Below are 15393 nucleotides of genomic sequence, written 5' to 3'. Positions count from 1 at the left end.
CCTGCTCGGCGTACATCTTGTGGTGATACCGGAGAGATGGACGACGAAAGGGTATGCAGTGAGCGGGCAGCCGTTTGAATTGCCGGGATTCTATCTGCCGTATCCGGCGCGATTGAACGCGCATCTGGAGGGGGCGCGGCGGCATTCCAAGGAGTGGGCGCGCGGGATGGGCATGGTGGAGGGGTCGGGGATCTGGGAGGAGAGGGATCTGGATGCGCATGACTACGCGTTGCTGTGCGCGTATACGCATCCGGATTGCTCGGCGGATGCGCTGGCGCTGGTGACGGACTGGTACGTGTGGGTGTTCTTCTTCGACGACCATTTCCTGGAGGCGTTCAAACGGACGCAGGACCGGGTGGGCGGAAAGGCGTATCTGGACCGGCTGCCGCTGTTCATGCCGATGGACCTGGATACGCCGGTGCCCGCGCCGGTCAATCCGGTCGAGGCGGGGCTGGCGGATCTGTGGGCGCGGACGGTGCCTTCGATGTCGGAGGGGTGGCGGGCTCGGTTCCGGGAGAGTACCGAGCATCTGCTGAACGAGTCGTTGTGGGAACTGTCGAACATCAACGCCGGGCGGGTGCCGAATCCCGTCGAATACATCGAGATGCGGCGCAAGGTCGGCGGGGCCCCTTGGTCGGCGGGGCTGGTGGAGTTCGCGGCGGGGGCCGAGGTGCCGGCGGCGGTTGCCGGGTCGCGGCCGTTGCGGGTGCTGAAGGACACGTTCTCGGACGGGGTGCACCTGCGGAACGACCTGTTCTCGTACCAGCGGGAGACCGAGGAGGAAGGGGAGCTCAGCAATAGTGTGCTGGTGTTGGAGAACTTCCTCGGCTGCACCACCCAGGAGTCGGCGGACGCCGTCAATGACCTGATCACCTCGCGGGTTCAGCAGTTCGAGAACACGGTGCTGACCGAACTTCCGGTGCTGTTCGCGGAGAAGGGGCTGAGTCCGCAGGAGTGCGCGGATGTACTGGCTTATGCCAAGGGGCTCCAGGACTGGCAGTCGGGCGGGCATGAATGGCATATGAGGTCGAGCCGGTACATGAACGGGGGCGGAAAGGCGGCGGAGTCGGCAGGGGGCTGGTCGCCGTTCGCCTTCGGGGGGCTCGGGACTTCGGGGATGGATGTCCGGCGCGCCCTGGCGGTCACGGGGGCGAAGCGGGTACGGAATTTCACGCATGTGCCGTTCCGGAAGGTGGGCCCTTCGCAACTGCCGGACTTCTACATGCCGTTCACGACGACGCTCAGTCCGCACCTGGACGGAGCCCGGGTGAACGCCGTGGAATGGGCGCGGCAGATGGGGATGTTCCGGCCGCAGGCAGGGGTACCGCTGTCGGATGTCTGGGACGCCGGAAAGGTGACCGACTACGACTTCCCGCTGTGTGCTGCCGGGCTGGACCCCGAGGCGACGCCGGAGGAACTGGACCTGGGGTCGCAGTGGCTGACGTGGGGGACGTACGGGGACGATTACTACCCCGCGGTGTTCGGGGCGGTGCGGGATCTGACCGGGGCGAAGGCGTGCAATGTGCGGCTTTCGGCGTTCATGCCGGTGGAGGACGGCGAGGCGATGCCGGAGCCCGCGAACGCGATGGAACGCGGGCTGGCGGATCTGTGGCGCCGTACGACGGAATCCATGGACGCCGCGGCGCGGAAGACGTTCCGGGACTCCGTCGAGGTGATGACGGCCGGGTGGATCTGGGAACTGGAGAACCAGGCGCTGCACCACATTCCCGATCCGGTGGACTACATCGAGATGCGGCGGGCGACGTTCGGCTCCGACATGACGATGAGTTTGAGCCGTATCGGGCACGGGCGGCGCGTTCCGCAGGAGATCTACCGGAGCGGTCCGATGCGTTCCCTGGAGAACGCCGCCGCCGACTACGCGACGCTGCTGAACGACGTGTTCTCGTACCAGAAGGAGATCGAGTACGAGGGAGAGGTGCACAACGGGGTTCTGGTGGTGCAGAACTTCTTCGACTGCGACTATCCGACGGCCCTCGCGATCGTCCATGACCTCATGACGTCGCGTATGCGGGAGTTCCAGCATGTGGCGGCGAATGAACTGCCGGTGCTGTACGACGACTTCGAGCTGCCGGAGGAAGCACGGGCGCTGCTGGACGGATATGTGAAGGAGCTGGAGAACTGGATGTCCGGAATCCTCACCTGGCACCAGGAGTGCCGGCGGTACCGGGAGGAGGATCTGCGGCGCCACAAGGGGGTTGCGGATATGCCGGCGGGGGCGGGGGCCGGAAACGAGGCCCCGCTCGGTACGTGGAGCGGCAGGCCCACCGGGCTGGGGACTTCGGCGGCCCGGGTCGCACAACAGGCGACGGAGACAGCGACGGAGATGGAAACGGCGAAGGAGACGGCGAAGGAGACAGTGACGGCGGCGGCCGGAGTGGCGTGAAGGTCGCACAGTGAGCCGTTTTCAGCCTGCCGCAGGGCCTGCCGCAGGGTTTCCCCGCCGGGCGCAGCGTCGCGTACGGCTTGCACGTCGGCGAGCGCAGCGTCGCGTACGGCTTGTGCATCGGCGGGCACCCCGGCCGTAGCCGCGGGGCAGATCGGCCCCTCCCGGGCAGGCCGGGAGGGGCCGGGTCAGGTCTGGAGTGCGGAGTGCGTCAGCCGGCTGTGGTCAGGGTCGGTTGGAGTCGTCGCTCGTGTTCGCGCGCAGGCGGCGGCGCGGCGCCTGCCGGTTCAGCGGGCGTTCTCAATGATCAGGGAGCGGACCAGGCGGCAGGTCGTGTTGGAGGGCGGGTGCACTCCGATGCGGGCCGCGGTCGTGCGGATGGTGCGGTTGCGGGCCCGCTCCGGGGTGTAGACGCCACCGTCGAGCAGGGCTATCGCCAGGCGCATGGCCTTCAGGCGGCGGTTGTGGGCCTCGTACCACTCACGGGGGAGCCCCGCGGGCAGCGACTTCTTGACCATCGGCGTGCGGCGGACCACCCGACGCGCGGCCGCCTTTCCGTACGTGGTCCTCTTCGCCACGGCGGGGTTCGTGGACAGCGTGGCTACGGCCATCGGCAACCTCCTGGGACAGCGGAGAAGCAGTCCTGGACTGCTTCCTTACTGCCTCCGATTTTAGTGCCGACCACTGACAAAGCCGCCTGGTCAGGGAGTACTTCGAGGGTGGGGAGGCGGGGGCTCAGGAGGTGTCCGGGGCGGGTCGCGGGGAGGCGCGCGGGGCGGGGTTCTGCCAGGTGTCCGGGCCGGCGGTCGGCAGGGCGATCCCGTTGCTGGAACAGCGCACCGTCCAGGGGGTGCCCTGGCTCTTCGGCTCGTACATCCGGACGTCGACCTGAGTGGCGGGGCGGCCGCCGGGGATGTCGGCGTGGGCGGCGGTGCACGCGATCTGGTGGACCGCCACCGCCTCCATCCGGGACACCGGCGTCGGCAGGAAGACGCTGACCGCGCCGGTCGCGGGGACGGCGGTGAGCCGGCCGGACGTCGGCGGCACCTCGCTGACCAGCCCACGGGCCTGTTCGGCGGCGGTGGGCCCCTTCACCAGCATGTCCAGGGCTTCCTGCGGGCCGACCGGGCCGTCGGTGGGGCGGGCGGCGGCGCGGACGCCGAGGGGCGAGAGGAAGAAGATCCGCGCGGTGTAGGTGTCGGTACCCGGCTGCCGGGCGCCCTGCGCGGGGGCGCCCGCCTGTACGTAGCCGGTGGGGGTGATGCCGCAGCCGGTGAGGAGGAGAGCCGTGGTGAGGAGGAGGGCGGTGATGAGGGAGAGGGGGAAGAGGGAGCGGGGGTGGAGGCGGAGGCGGAGGTCTGAGGGTGTGGTCGGGGTTGGTGGGGTGCGGCTCCTCATGGGCGGTCCTCGGGAGAGGTGGGGTGTCGGTCGGGATCGGGACCGGGAGAGGTGCGGTGTGATCCGGACTCGGGGCCGGGAGAGGTGGGGTGTGGGCCGGGGGCCGGTTCCGTCGGCGGGTCCAGCGGTACGTCCACCGTGAACACCGCTCCCCCGCCCGGCGCGTTGGCCGCGCTCAGGGTGCCCCCGTGCAGCCGTACGTTCTCCATGGCGATGGCCAGCCCCAGTCCGCTGCCGCTGGAGCGGGCGCGGGCGGCGTCGGCCTTGTAGAAGCGGTCGAAGACGTGCGGGAGGGCTTCCGGGTTGATCCCGGGGCCCCGGTCGGCCACGTCGATACGCAACCGTCCCGTCGTCTCGTACGCCGTCACCCGTACCGGGGCGCCGCCGTGCCGTAGCGCGTTGCCGACCAGGTTGGCCACGACCACGTCGATACGGCGCGGGTCGAGGCGGGCCCGCAGCTCCTCGGGGAGGCCGGTCTCGACCCGGTCCTGCCAGCCGCGCAGCTGGAGCGTCTTGCGCAGGGCGACGGCGACGTCGATCTCGTCGAGGAGCAGGTCGGCGGCGCCCGCGTCGAAGCGCGAGACCTCTATCAGGTCCTCCACCATGCGGGCGAGTTTGGTGGTCTCGTTGCTGATGAGACGCACCGCGTCGGCGGTGTCGGGGTCGAGCCGGGCCGCGTCCTCGTCGAGGACCTCGGTGACCGCGGCCATGGCGGCCAGCGGGGTGCGCAGTTCGTGGGAGACGTCGGCGGCGAAGCGCCGGGCGTTGGCCTCCATGCGGCGCAGTTCGGCGTCGTCCTTCTCCAGGGCACGGGCCATGTCGTTGAAGGTGACGGTGAGGTCGGCGAGTTCGTCGCGGCCGGTCACCGGGGAGCGGGTGTCCAGTTCGCCGGAGGTGATGCGTTCGGCGGCTTCGCGCAGGCGGCGTACCGGCAGCAGGACGCGGCGGGCGGCGAACAGCGCGGGGACGACGGCCAGTGCGAGCGCGGGCAGCGCGCCGGCCTGGGCGGCGGTGACCAAGGCGGAGATGTCGGCCTGCTCGTCGTCGAGGGCGAACTCGGCGTAGACGACGAGGCCGGAGGGCTTGTTCCCCCGGGGAGAGGAGGAAGGAGAGGCGGAGGGGGAGGAAGAAGGTGGAGAGGCTGAGGGGGCGCCGGCTCCGGCCGCCGGGTCGGTGAAGTCCACCGGCATGCCGATCGCCAGCCAGGGCTGCCCGCCCCGGTCGACGCGTTGGAAGATGGGCGCATGGTGGTCGCGTACGGCGGCGCGCAGACCGTCGGTGACCGCACTCCCGGGCTCACGCCCCAGCGCACGACTGCTCGTGTCCCCCGGCGCGCCACTCCTCGCGCCGCCCTGCGCGCCGCTGTCCGCATCCCCCGGCGCACGACTCATCGCGCCGCCCTGCGCTCCCCCCTGCACGCCGCCGTCCACATCCCCCGGCGCACGGCTGTCCGCGTCCCCCGGCGCGCCACCGTCCACCCGCCCCGCCTCCCCGCCATCCACCCGCCCCGCCTCCCCAGCATCCACCCGCCCCGCCTTCCCGCCGTCCCCGCGCCACGGCTCCGGGACGACCGGCGCGTCCTCGTACTGCGCGTAGGTGTGCCAGTTGCGGGAGCCGCCGGCCCGGTCGAGCTGGACGACGAGGTTCTGCAGGTCCTCGCGGCGGGGCGGAAAGGGCAGGTCGGGGCCCAGGGATTCCATCTGGGCGCGCAGGTCGTGCACGGCGGTGTCCTGCGTGCGGGCCAGTATCGCCGTACGGGCCTGCCGGAAGGTGAGCGTCGCGGTGATCAGCGCGCTGAGCGCGGAGACCACGAGGAAGCCGACGATGAGGCGGGTGCGCAGACCGCGCAGCCTGGTGTACGCGGCGGCCAGCCGCTCCCGGCCCCGCGTCCGCGTGCTTCCTCCTCGCGGGGGGCGGGGGCTCACAGAGGGCCGAACCGGTAGCCGAACCCCCGTACCGTCTGTACGTACGCGGGCGCACGCGAATCGTCCTCGATCTTGGAGCGCAGCCGCATGACGCACGCGTCCACCAGCCGCACGTCCCCGTAGAAGCTGTGTTCCCAGACCTGTTCGAGGAGTTGCTGTCGGCTGAAGACCTGGCCGGGGGAATCGGACAGGAAGAGCAGCAGCTTCAGTTCGGAAGGGGCGAGGACGACCTCGTGGCCGTCCTTGGTGACCAGGAGCGCCGCGCGGTCGACGGTCAGCGCGCCGTACCTCGTGGAGGCGTGGGGCGAGGGCGCAGAGGGCGAGGGCGTGGCGGCTCCGGACGGGCCGGGAGCGGCGCCCGCCTCCCGCGCCGCCCCGTCTCCGCGCCCCTCCCCCACCACCCGCCGCAGCACCGCCCGCATCCGCGCCTGGAGCACCTCGCCGCCGGCGGGCTTGACCACGTAGTCGTCCGCGCCGGCCTCCAGCCCCACCACCATGTCGATGTCGTCGCCGCGCGCGGACAGGATGATGATCGGGATCTGCTGTGTCTCGCGGATGCGGCGGCACACCTCCAGGCCGCTCATGCCGGGCAGCATCAGGTCCAGCAGCACCAGTTCCGGCCGGAAGCGGTCCAGGGCGAGGAGGCCGGTCTCGCCGCTGGCCGCCGTCTCGACCTCGTGCCCACGGCGGCGCAGCGCGAGAAGGACGCCCTTGCGTACGGCGGGGTCGTCCTCGATGAGCAGCACACGGGTCATGGGGCGGTCTTCTCCGAAGCGGTGGCCGGGCGGACGCTCGTCGGAAGCGTACGGCGGGGACGGGAGCTGACCATGGTGCGCGCTGTTCGTGACGCCGTGTCTCGCATTGTGTGAGGAAATGATGACGGCTCCGGCAGGCCGACGATCCGGCACGATCCGGCCTCCCCGCCGCTCCCCCTCCCCCGATTCCGGTCCTTACCCCATACCCTTCCCCTTCCCCTCGCCCTCCCCCTTCCCCTCCACCAGCTCGGCCTTGAGCCGCTTCTTGTCCGGCTTGCCGACGGAGGTGAGCGGGATGACGTCCACCTGGTGCACACCGCTCGGTGCGTACATCGCGCCCTTGTGCGCCACCACGAAGTCGGTGATCCGGCCGGGGTCGACCGTGCGTCCCGGGGCGGGGACGACGGCGCAGTGCACCTCCTCCACCTCGTCGGCGGTGCGCACGCCGAAGACCGCGCAGTGCGCGATGTCCGGGTGGGTGTGCAGCAGGTCCTCCAGCTCACCCGGATAGACGTGTCCGCCCACGACGATGACCATGTCCTTGACCCGGTCCATCAGGTAGAGGTAGCCGGCGTCGTCGAGGTAGCCGATGTCGCCGGTGCGTACCCAGCCGTCGCGGATGACCTGCGCGGTCAGTTCGGGCTTCTTCCAGTAGCCGGTCATCATGCCCTCGGAGCGGACGTACACCTCGCCGCTGGTGTCCGGCGGCAGGGGGTGGCCGTGCTCGTCGCGGACCTCGATGTCCACTCCGGGTACGGGGCGGCCGACGGTGATCTGGCCGCCCTGCCCGGTCCTGCCGTGCTCCGCCGGGCCCATCTCGGTGAGCAGCAGGGCCTCGGACTGCCCGTACCAGCCGTAGAGGACCGGGCCGAGCACGTCGAGGCCCTGCTGAAGCCGGGAGGGGGAGGCCGGGCAGCCCCCGTAGGTGATGCGGGTGAGGCTGCTGAGGTCGGTGGTGGCCAGATCCGGATGGTCGAGGAGGTGGTAGAGGAGGGGCGGCAGCAGCCACATGTGGGTGATGCGTTCGCGTGCGACGGCGGCGAGGACGGCGCCGGTGTCGAAGGTGTCCTGGAGGACGACGCTGCCGCCGGCGGCCAGCGTCATGTCGGACATCTGTCCGGCCAGGTGGGCGAGCGAGGTGCAGGCGAGCAGGCGGGGCGGGTCGCCTGCCGACTCGAAGGGGTAGGCGACCGCCTTCGCGTAGGGGGCGTGCGCCATCTGGATGCCCTTGGGGACGCCGGTCGTGCCGCCCGTGTAGCGGATGCACCAGTCGTCGTCGGGGCGGGCCGCGCTCTCGACCGTACGGCCTGAAGGGCGGGCGGCGGCAGCGGCGGTCAGGTCCTCGGCGTCCAGGCCGCTGCCGCCGGGGCCGAGCAGCAGGACGTCCGGTGCGGCGCCGTCGAGGTGGGAGAGCAGTTCCGCCGCGGGCTTGGCCGATTCCGGACCGACGAGGAGCAGGGCGGTCTCGGCGCTCTCCACGACGCGCGCCTGGGTTTCCGGGGCCTGCCCCTCGTACAGCAGTACGATCCTGGCCCCCAGCAGGTTGGCCGCGTACCGGGCGGACAGGGCTTCCGGGCGGTTCCCGGACAGCATCGAGACGGTGTGGCCGCGTCGGATCCCGCGGTCGGCCAGTTCCGCGGCCGTGCGGTGCACGCTGTCGTGGAAGTCGGCGGCGGTGATGTGCCGCCCCTCGGACGTGGTCAGCACCCGGCGTTCCGGGTGGTCGGCCAGTTCCTGGAGAATGCTTTCGACGTAACTCGTGAACGCTGTCATGAGCTGCGCCTCCTTGTCGTACAGCGCACTGGCGCGCGGTGCGGAGTGCGTGCGGATGGGGAGCGCGAAGGGCGCGGACCCGACGTTAGGCGGGATCTCTCATGCCTTCCAAGACCAATTCCGGCATGTAGCGATACCCGGGGAGGCATAAGGCCGACGGTCCGTTCCGCGGGTACGGGATTTCCGTTGCCGCCACGCGTTGTCATACCTTCGGCCATTTCTTTCTCCCCCGTTACGGTGAGGAAAGGAGCGGCTCCGCCAATTAACGTGGACGGCTCGTTACGCCATTGCCGTATCGCGGAAAGAGAGCTTTTCGTGCGTTCCAACATGCTGTTCGGAGGCGTGTACGGAACGGTGCTCGCCAGTGCGCTGCTGGCCGCTCTGCAGAGCGAGGGCACGCCGTTCACCCCCGTGTACGACGCGCTGTGGGTGCTGGTCACGGCCGCCACCGCCGCGCTCGCGCACGGCTACGCCCACCACATGTCCACCCACCGCGGCCACAGCGCCGGCCACCGCTGGCACGCGCTCGGGCACCGGCTGATCGACGAGTGGCCGCTCGTCGTCGCCTCGCTGCCCACGGTGGTGCTGCTGCTGGCCGCCGGGGGCTGGGGCTGGCCCGAAGGCCCCACCACGGCGGCCGGGCTGACGCTCAACGCCACGCTGCTGTTCGGGTGGGGCGTGGCCGCCGCGCTGCGGATGGGCTACCGCAGGCGGGGTGCCGTGCTCATCGGGGTGGCCGATGCCGCGCTCGGCCTGCTGATCGCGGTGGCGAACGCGCTGATCAAGTGAGGGGCGGCGCGTCCCCCCGGCCCGGCCCGCCGCTCCTTCCGGCCCCTTCGAACGACGCCTCCGCCGCTGCCAGCACCTCCGTCACCCGCAGTCCGAACCGTGCGTCGCAGGGGTGCCGTTCACCGCTGCGTACGGCGGTGAGCAGCGCGTCCACCGCGCGTGCGTACGCCACTTCCGGACCGTCCTGGCGGCGCGGGAGCGAGGTGGTGCCGGAACTGCCGTACAGCGTGACGGACACTCCGGAGGCGGCACTCGGCGCGGTCAGGCTGACGGTCGCCGAGCTCGCCGCGCCGCTCGTGTGCCGCAGCGTGAGCAGCACGGTGTCGCCGGGGCCGCGAGCGGCGGTGACCTGCTCCGCGTCGCCGAGGATGGGCAGCAGGAGGGACAGCGCGTGCGGGCCGACGTCCCACAGGGCGCCCTTCTCGCGGCGCCAGGGGGAGGCCGCGTACGGGCTGTCGCTGTCGGCCGCGAAGACCGAGCCGAGCCAGTCGGCGTGCGCGGTGAACCAGCCGCCGGCCGCGGCTGCCCGGTCGATCCACTCCCCCTCGGCGGCGCCGAAGCGCGCGGTGAAGAACACGACGGAGGCGACGCCCGCCCGGTCGGCCGCGTCGGCCACCGCGCGCGCTTCGGGGACGGAGGTGGCGACCGGCTTGTCCAGGAGGAGGTGCCGGCCGGCTTCGGCGGCCCGTACGGCCAGGTCGGCCTGGACGGCCGGCGGGAGCGCGATGGCGAGGGCGTCGGTGTCGGCGAACAGGTCAGCGGGGGTCGCGTACGGGCGGGTGCCGTGGCTCGCGGCCAGCGCCTCGGCTGCTTCAGGGCGGCGCCCCCAGACGCCCGTGAAGGTGACGCCGGGGTGGGCGGCGAGGGCGGGGGCGTGGACGCGCTGTGCCCAGGGGCCGGTGCCGAGGAGTCCGATGCGCAGGGTCGTCGTCATGACCGTCAGTGTGCCGCGCGGCGCAAGGGTGCCGCCGTAAGAGCCCGCGCGCCTCGCGTCGCCACTACGCCACGTGTCCGCCAACGCGAGCACGGTCCCCCGTCCCTGCACCGCAGATGCCCCGCCCCGCTCCACAGACACCCCCGCGTCCGCACCGCAGGCTTCCCCTGCCGCGCTGCGCGGACGCTCTCGCGAAGCGCGCGCCCGCCGCGCCCCAGCCCCACTCACAACATCCCTCTCATGGACGCTCTCGCGCCCGCGCGCGCCCGCTGCGCGCGTCGTGGCGCGTCCCGCACCGGCCCGCAAGGTCCGGTCGTGCCCGTTCTCGGTGCGGAAGTTCTCCGTGGCCGGGGCGTCCCGTTTTCGCGGGGTGTCTCGTGCTGTTGCCGGGGCACTTCGGGACGGATGACGTAGCAGAGGGCCATCCGCAAGAATTCGCCGCATCTTTCGTTGTCCGGCTCCGGGGACCGCAGTACAAGGAGAGGACTCCTTCGAGGAGGACTCCCACAGTGCACCGCGAGAACCGAGAGGCCCGGTGACCAGCAATGCCGATCGAGTTCCACACCGCTGTCTCGAACGAGCCGGAGGAACAGCAGGTCGTTTTCACCGCTGAGGAGTTGGCCGTACAGCCGCCGTCCGAGGGGCCGCAGGGCGACCCGGCCAAGGCGACCGGCGACGGCCTGGAGAACGTACGGGGCTACAGCCGCCCCGAAGGCACGCCGGAGCAGCTCTGGCAGCCGCCCACCGCGGCGCTGCCGGACATCGGCGAAGCGTCCTTCGGCCCGCCGCCGGTCGCCGCCGAGACCGTGCACGGCCCGGACGACCGGGTGCAGATCACCGACACGTCCGTGTACCCGTGGCGGGTGCACTGCTCGCTGCTGATCACCGCGGCGGACAACTCCCGCTGGATCGGCACGGGCTGGTTCATCGGCCCGCACACCCTGGCCACCGCGGGGCACGTCGTCTACATCAAGAACAGCGGCGTCGCCGGGCGCGACGGCTGGGTCAAGAGCATCAACGTGATGCCGGGCCGCAACGGCAACACCCTGCCCTACGGGGTCGTCACCAGCACCAGCTTCCGTACGGTCAACGGCTGGGCCAACAACGGCGACGAGAACTACGACTACGGCGCGATCATCACGCCCACCAACCTCGGCAACACCACCGGCTGGTTCGGCTTCGGCGTGTGGTCCGACGCCGACCTGCTCAAGACCGTCGGCAACATCTCCGGTTACCCGGGCGACAAGCCGGCCGGTACGCAGTGGTACGACGCGCGCGGCGTCGCCTCCGTCGGTCCGCGCAAGGTGTACTACGACATCGACACGGCGGGCGGCCAGAGCGGCAGCTCCGTCTACCACTTCTACAACGGCGGCCGGTACGGCATCGCGATCCACGCATACGGCGGCGCGGTCACCAACTCGGGCACGCGGATCACCACACCGGTGTACAACAACTACGTGTCGTGGAAGGCGTGACCGTACGGACCCGTACAGGGCTCCGTACACCCTGACGCCGGAAGGGCCTGGCACCACCCGGCCCTGAGGAAACGAAAGGTCCCGGTATGGCGGTGATCTCCGGAGTCGTGATGGACACGGACGGCCGGCCCGTCCCGGACGCCCGGGTGTACCTCGCCGCGGGCCCCGGCTCCTTCCCGGACGTGGCCGCGCTCACCGACGGCGAGGGGCGCTTCGTCCTCTCCGCCGGCGCCGACGGCGGCTACACCGTCGAGTGCCGGTCGGAGCGAGGCGGCGCGTCGCAGACCGCCGGGACCGCGGTCACGGTGCGGGGCGGGTCGGCCGACCCGGTCGAGATCCGCCTCGTCTGACACCGGCTCCCGGCGGACCCCGGGTCCCGCCAGGGATGATGGAGGGCATGAAAGCACCCTCCGCCTGTGCTCCCTGGTTCGCCCCGCTGTACGTCGGCGCCGTCCAGCTCGGCGCGTACGCCACCGCGCGGCTGCCCGCGCGGGAACGCGCCGAGCTGCTGCGCGCGCACTCCACCAACGTCGACAACCTGCGGGCGGGCCGCTGGCGGACGCTGGCGACCAGCGCCGTGTTCGTCGAGAGCCCGCTGCCCGTCCCGTACGGGATCGCGCTGCTCGCGGCGCTCGGCACGGCCGAGGCGGCGTGGGGCACCCGGCGCGCCGCCGGTACGTTCGCCGCCGGGCACATCGGCGCCAGCGTGCTCGTGTACGGCGGGCTGCGGGCGGCCCGCGCGCTGTCCCACAAGGCGGTCACCCCCGACATCGAGCGGGCCGTGGACGTGGGCGCGAGTTACGGCTTCTACGCCACGGTGGGCGCGCTCGCCGTCTCCGTGCCGCACCGCGGTGCGCGGGCCGCGGCCACGGCGGGGCTGCTGGTGCTGGGCGTACGCCCGGTCCTGAGCCGACGGCGGGACTTCACGGACGCGGGGCATCTGACGGCGCTGCTGCTGGGCATGGGCGCGGGCGCCGCGTTCAAGATCCGCCACCGCGCGGCCGACCGCCACACGACCGGGCACCGCACGACCAGCCGTCGCACGACCGGCCACCGGGCGGCCGTCCGCCGCGCGACCACCCCGTTCCGGCGTCCGGTTCGCGCCGATCCGCGGCCCACGTGAAGGACAGATCAACGGCTGTCTGGTTGAATGGGGTCATGGCCAGCCTTACCGACACCGCGACGGGTCGCAGCGACCTAGAGCCCTTCTGGCCGTCCCGGCAGGGACATCACTTCGACCGTCTGTGTTGCCGCGCGCACTGAGCGCGGGCCCGCACACGCCTCACCGACGCCTCCCACCGCGTCCCCAGCCCTGCCCGCGCGCACGACGTCCACCGACGCCCCTCTGCGCGAAAGAGCTGACGATCATGACGAACGTCCGTACCCTGCCTGCCGGTTCCACCTCCGCCGCCACCGCCGCGACGGCCGCCGCCACCCCCGTTCCCACCGTGCCCGGCAGGCAGCGACAGCGCCTGCGCGCCGTGGCACCCGACGAGCTGCCACCGGTCGCCGAACTCCTCACCTCCGGCGCGACCTGGCTCCCCGCGCCACAGCACAGCCTGCCCGCACTGCCGGGGCAGCCGGCGATGGTCGGCTATCTCGTGCTCGTACCGGCGGAGCAGGTGCCTGCCGCCGCCGCACCGCGCCCGGCGCCCGGGGAGCCGGCCGCCGCCGTGGCCACGACCGGCGACGCGCTCGTACGCATCGACCCGGAGCAGCGGACCGTGCACGTCCACGGCCGGCTGCTGGACCTGACGTACCTGGAGTTCGAGCTGCTCGCGCACCTCGTGGCGCACCCGCACCGGGTGCACACCCGCGACCAGCTCGTCACCACGGTGTGGGGGTACGGGCACGTCGGCGACGGCCGTACGGTCGATGTGCATGTCGCCCGGCTGCGCCGCAAGTTGGGCGCGGGCCTGCGGTCGTCGATCGTGACCGTACGGCGCGTCGGCTACAAGTACGTACCGAGCGCCTGACCGGTACGTACGGGGCTGCCGCTCCGCTACGTGGCGAGCAGCTGGTCTTCGGGGCGGCCGGTCCGGCGGCCCAGTGCGTGCCTCCGGACCGGCTCCCGGACCGTGCCGATGACGGCCCTGCGGGCGAGGTCCGCCAGCGCGCGCCGGTCGTGCGTGCCGGGCCGGGGCAGCAGCGGTGGATGTACGGTGACGCGGACCGTCAGGCCGCGCGCGCCGACCACCCGCCGTACGGAGGACAGGAATTCCTCGTCGCCGAGGAAGCCCGCCACCGTGCTGGGCAGCCCCTGCTGCTCGTACGCGATCGTCACCGGCCGCACGGGGGCACCCGCGTCCAGCGCCGCCTGGAAGGTGGCCCGGCGGAAGGCACCGTACGTCGCCGAACACCAGGTGGTGGCCTGCGGGAACGCGGCCACCGACTGCCCGGAGCGCAGCAGGGCCGCCAAGGACGCCACCGTGACGGGCAGTTGGCGGGGGCTGTCGCGGTCGATGAAGCGGGTCCCGGCGCGGCGGGCGAGGGTGCCGACCAGCGGCCAGTCGCCGACCTCCCGCTTGGCGAGCAGGGTCACCGGCTCGACGGCGAGGAGCGCGGGGATGTCCAGCCAGGAGATGTGGTTGGCGACGACGAGGGTGCCGGGGCGGGGTACGGCCGGAGAGCCCGGCGGGCGGGCGTCCGTGGAGCCCGTCGGCTGCGCGTCCGGGCCCACCTCAATTGGGGCCATCGGGCCCACTGCGTCCGGGACCATCGGTCCCACCGCATCCGGAGCCACCGGGCCCGCCGCGCCCGGGACCGCCAGACCCCCGGGGACCGCCAGACCCCCCGCGTCCGCCGCCGCCCCGACGACGAGCCGGACGCCGATCGCGTCCAGCACCGCGCGCGCGTGCGCCCGCAGCCGGGCCGGTTCGGACATCCGCTCGCCGTCGCGCAGGGCGCGGCCCGCGGCGCGCGCGAAGGCGGCGCAGCGCCCGGCGGCCTCCGTGAACGGGATCCGCGGCGCGGCGTGCGCGGCGCAGCCCGTCGTGCACTCGGACCGGACCTCCCAGGTGCTCACGCCCGGCTCCCGGCCGGTAGGTCGCGCCGCTCCGCTATGCCGCGCCGCTCCGGTATGTCCTGCCGCTCCGGAGTGCCCCGCCCGGCCGCCAGGTCTCCCAGGAAGAACCGGCGGTACCGGTCGTTGAGACGCTCCATGTCGAGCACCACGAAGAAGTCGGCCACGTCGAACTCGGGGTCGTGCGCGGGCGGTCCGCACACCCACGCGCCGATCCGCAGGTAGCCGCGGAGCAGCGGCGGCAGCAGCGACAGGTTCGGGCGCGCGTCCGGCCCCGGTCCTTCGGGGCGCCACGGGTGGTGCGGGGTGACCCGCAGTCCGGGCGGCGCGGCGTGCCGGGTGCGGCCCAGCTCCCAGGCGGCGGCCGCGGCCGTACCGCCGTCCGCCAGCGGTACGGAGGCGCAGCCCGCCAGGTAGCGGTGCCCGGACAGCAGGGTGTAGCGGGCCAGTGCGGCCCACATCAGGTTGATGACGGCGCCGCTGCGGTGGCCCGGGTGGACGCAGGAGCGCCCGGCCTCGATGAGCGAGGGGCGCAGCGCGGCGAGCGCCGTCAGGTCGAACTCGCCGTCGGAGTAGAGGCGGTCGCCGCGTCCCGGCGGCACCAGCCGGTAGGTGCCGACCACGTCGCCGGTGGCGGTCTCGGTGACGATCAGGTGGTCCGCGAGGTCGTCGACGGGGTCGATGTCGTGGCCGGCCAGGGGCGAGTGCAGGGTGGCGCCCAGCTCGTCGCCGAAGACCTGGTGGCGCAGGCGCTGGGCGGCGCGTACGAGGTCCGGTGTACCGGCGATCGAGGTCTCGTACGCGGCGGGGGCGCCCTGTGTGGGAGCGCCCGGTGCGGAGCCGGGTGTGCCGCCCGCAGGGGCGGCTGTGGGGGCTGGCGTGGTGGCGGCGGGCACGGTCGCGGGGACGCTCATGAGG

General features: G+C 72.5%; 14 protein-coding genes. 6 read left to right on the top strand and 8 right to left on the bottom strand.

Annotated elements, in window-relative coordinates; genetic code table 11:
- The first annotated feature begins 112 nt into the window (after positions 1-112).
- Positions 113-2404: a terpene synthase family protein gene (locus A6A06_RS16255; RefSeq protein WP_338015907.1), complete on the top strand. Its 2292-nt coding sequence runs from the start codon at positions 113-115 to the stop codon at positions 2402-2404.
- A gap of 287 nt (positions 2405-2691) precedes the next feature.
- Here A6A06_RS16255 and A6A06_RS16250 read toward each other — a convergent pair whose 3' ends face one another.
- The 5 genes from A6A06_RS16250 to A6A06_RS16230 all read right to left on the bottom strand — a co-directional run bounded on the left by A6A06_RS16250 (position 2692) and on the right by A6A06_RS16230 (position 8255).
- Positions 2692-3015, bottom strand: a complete 324-nt coding sequence (locus A6A06_RS16250; RefSeq protein ID WP_073761872.1) for a hypothetical protein — start codon at positions 3013-3015, stop codon at positions 2692-2694.
- Between the two features lie 124 nt (positions 3016-3139).
- The gene (locus A6A06_RS16245) at positions 3140-3802 is read right to left on the bottom strand and encodes a GerMN domain-containing protein (RefSeq protein WP_073761871.1); all 663 of its coding nucleotides are present in this window, start codon (positions 3800-3802) and stop codon (positions 3140-3142) included.
- The gene (locus tag A6A06_RS16240) at positions 3799-5727 is read right to left on the bottom strand and encodes a sensor histidine kinase (RefSeq protein WP_242440762.1); all 1929 of its coding nucleotides are present in this window, start codon (positions 5725-5727) and stop codon (positions 3799-3801) included. Before A6A06_RS16240 ends, A6A06_RS16245 begins: the two co-directional genes overlap by 4 nt.
- A complete protein-coding gene (locus A6A06_RS16235; protein ID WP_073761870.1) occupies positions 5724-6482 on the bottom strand; it encodes a response regulator transcription factor in 759 nt (252 codons plus the stop codon). Before A6A06_RS16235 ends, A6A06_RS16240 begins: the two co-directional genes overlap by 4 nt.
- Before the next feature lie 195 nt (positions 6483-6677).
- Positions 6678-8255: an AMP-binding protein gene (locus A6A06_RS16230; protein ID WP_073761869.1), complete on the bottom strand. Its 1578-nt coding sequence runs from the start codon at positions 8253-8255 to the stop codon at positions 6678-6680.
- 315 nt (positions 8256-8570) lie between these two features.
- Here A6A06_RS16230 and A6A06_RS16225 point away from each other — a divergent pair, with 315 nt between their 5' ends.
- Positions 8571-9044, top strand: coding sequence for a hypothetical protein (locus A6A06_RS16225; RefSeq protein WP_079194040.1), 474 nt, complete (start codon positions 8571-8573; stop codon positions 9042-9044).
- On the opposite strand, the gene A6A06_RS16220 is transcribed toward A6A06_RS16225, so the two are convergent.
- On the bottom strand, positions 9037-9978 hold the full coding sequence (locus A6A06_RS16220; protein WP_073761868.1) for a Gfo/Idh/MocA family protein: 942 nt from the start codon (positions 9976-9978) through the stop codon (positions 9037-9039). The two genes, A6A06_RS16225 and A6A06_RS16220, sit on opposite strands and share 8 nt — an antisense overlap.
- 545 nt (positions 9979-10523) lie before the next feature.
- Between A6A06_RS16220 and A6A06_RS16215 the strand changes: the two genes are divergently transcribed.
- From A6A06_RS16215 to A6A06_RS16200, 4 genes are all read left to right on the top strand, one after another.
- A complete protein-coding gene (locus A6A06_RS16215) occupies positions 10524-11453 on the top strand; it encodes a trypsin-like serine peptidase (protein WP_073761867.1) in 930 nt (309 codons plus the stop codon).
- Between the two features lie 86 nt (positions 11454-11539).
- Positions 11540-11803 carry a carboxypeptidase-like regulatory domain-containing protein gene (locus tag A6A06_RS16210; protein ID WP_073761866.1) on the top strand — a complete coding sequence of 88 codons (264 nt, stop codon included), beginning with the start codon at positions 11540-11542 and terminating at the stop codon, positions 11801-11803.
- Between the two features lie 47 nt (positions 11804-11850).
- The gene (locus A6A06_RS16205; RefSeq protein WP_242440761.1) at positions 11851-12576 is read left to right on the top strand and encodes a rhomboid-like protein; all 726 of its coding nucleotides are present in this window, start codon (positions 11851-11853) and stop codon (positions 12574-12576) included.
- Positions 12577-12820: 244 nt separating this feature from the next.
- Positions 12821-13429, top strand: coding sequence for a winged helix-turn-helix domain-containing protein (locus tag A6A06_RS16200; RefSeq protein WP_073761865.1), 609 nt, complete (start codon positions 12821-12823; stop codon positions 13427-13429).
- Positions 13430-13455: 26 nt separating this feature from the next.
- Here the strand turns inward: A6A06_RS16200 and A6A06_RS16195 are convergent, their stop codons facing one another.
- Both A6A06_RS16195 and A6A06_RS16190 read right to left on the bottom strand, forming a co-directional pair.
- Positions 13456-14478: a lysophospholipid acyltransferase family protein gene (locus A6A06_RS16195; RefSeq protein ID WP_242440760.1), complete on the bottom strand. Its 1023-nt coding sequence runs from the start codon at positions 14476-14478 to the stop codon at positions 13456-13458.
- Positions 14475-15389, bottom strand: coding sequence for a GNAT family N-acetyltransferase (locus tag A6A06_RS16190; protein ID WP_073761864.1), 915 nt, complete (start codon positions 15387-15389; stop codon positions 14475-14477). The genes A6A06_RS16195 and A6A06_RS16190 overlap by 4 nt, the downstream gene beginning before the upstream one ends.
- Positions 15390-15393 lie beyond the last annotated feature (4 nt).

It is taken from the genome of Streptomyces sp. CB02923, from assembly GCF_001905005.1.
GTDB lineage: Bacteria > Actinomycetota > Actinomycetes > Streptomycetales > Streptomycetaceae > Streptomyces.
This window is presented reverse-complemented; position numbering and strand designations above follow the sequence as displayed.

Excerpts from the sequence above, each read along its gene's own strand:
- A6A06_RS16250 (WP_073761872.1), bottom strand. The coding sequence starts at position 3,015 with ATGGCCGTAGCCACGCTGTCCACGAACCCCGCCGTGGCGAAGAGGACC.
- A6A06_RS16245 (WP_073761871.1), bottom strand. The coding sequence starts at position 3,802 with ATGAGGAGCCGCACCCCACCAACCCCGACCACACCCTCAGACCTCCGC.
- A6A06_RS16235 (WP_073761870.1), bottom strand. The coding sequence starts at position 6,482 with ATGACCCGTGTGCTGCTCATCGAGGACGACCCCGCCGTACGCAAGGGC.
- A6A06_RS16230 (WP_073761869.1), bottom strand. The coding sequence starts at position 8,255 with ATGACAGCGTTCACGAGTTACGTCGAAAGCATTCTCCAGGAACTGGCC.
- A6A06_RS16220 (WP_073761868.1), bottom strand. The coding sequence starts at position 9,978 with ATGACGACGACCCTGCGCATCGGACTCCTCGGCACCGGCCCCTGGGCA.
- A6A06_RS16215 (WP_073761867.1), top strand. The coding sequence starts at position 10,524 with ATGCCGATCGAGTTCCACACCGCTGTCTCGAACGAGCCGGAGGAACAG.
- A6A06_RS16210 (WP_073761866.1), top strand. The coding sequence starts at position 11,540 with ATGGCGGTGATCTCCGGAGTCGTGATGGACACGGACGGCCGGCCCGTC.
- A6A06_RS16205 (WP_242440761.1), top strand. The coding sequence starts at position 11,851 with ATGAAAGCACCCTCCGCCTGTGCTCCCTGGTTCGCCCCGCTGTACGTC.
- A6A06_RS16200 (WP_073761865.1), top strand. The coding sequence starts at position 12,821 with ATGACGAACGTCCGTACCCTGCCTGCCGGTTCCACCTCCGCCGCCACC.
- A6A06_RS16190 (WP_073761864.1), bottom strand. The coding sequence starts at position 15,389 with ATGAGCGTCCCCGCGACCGTGCCCGCCGCCACCACGCCAGCCCCCACA.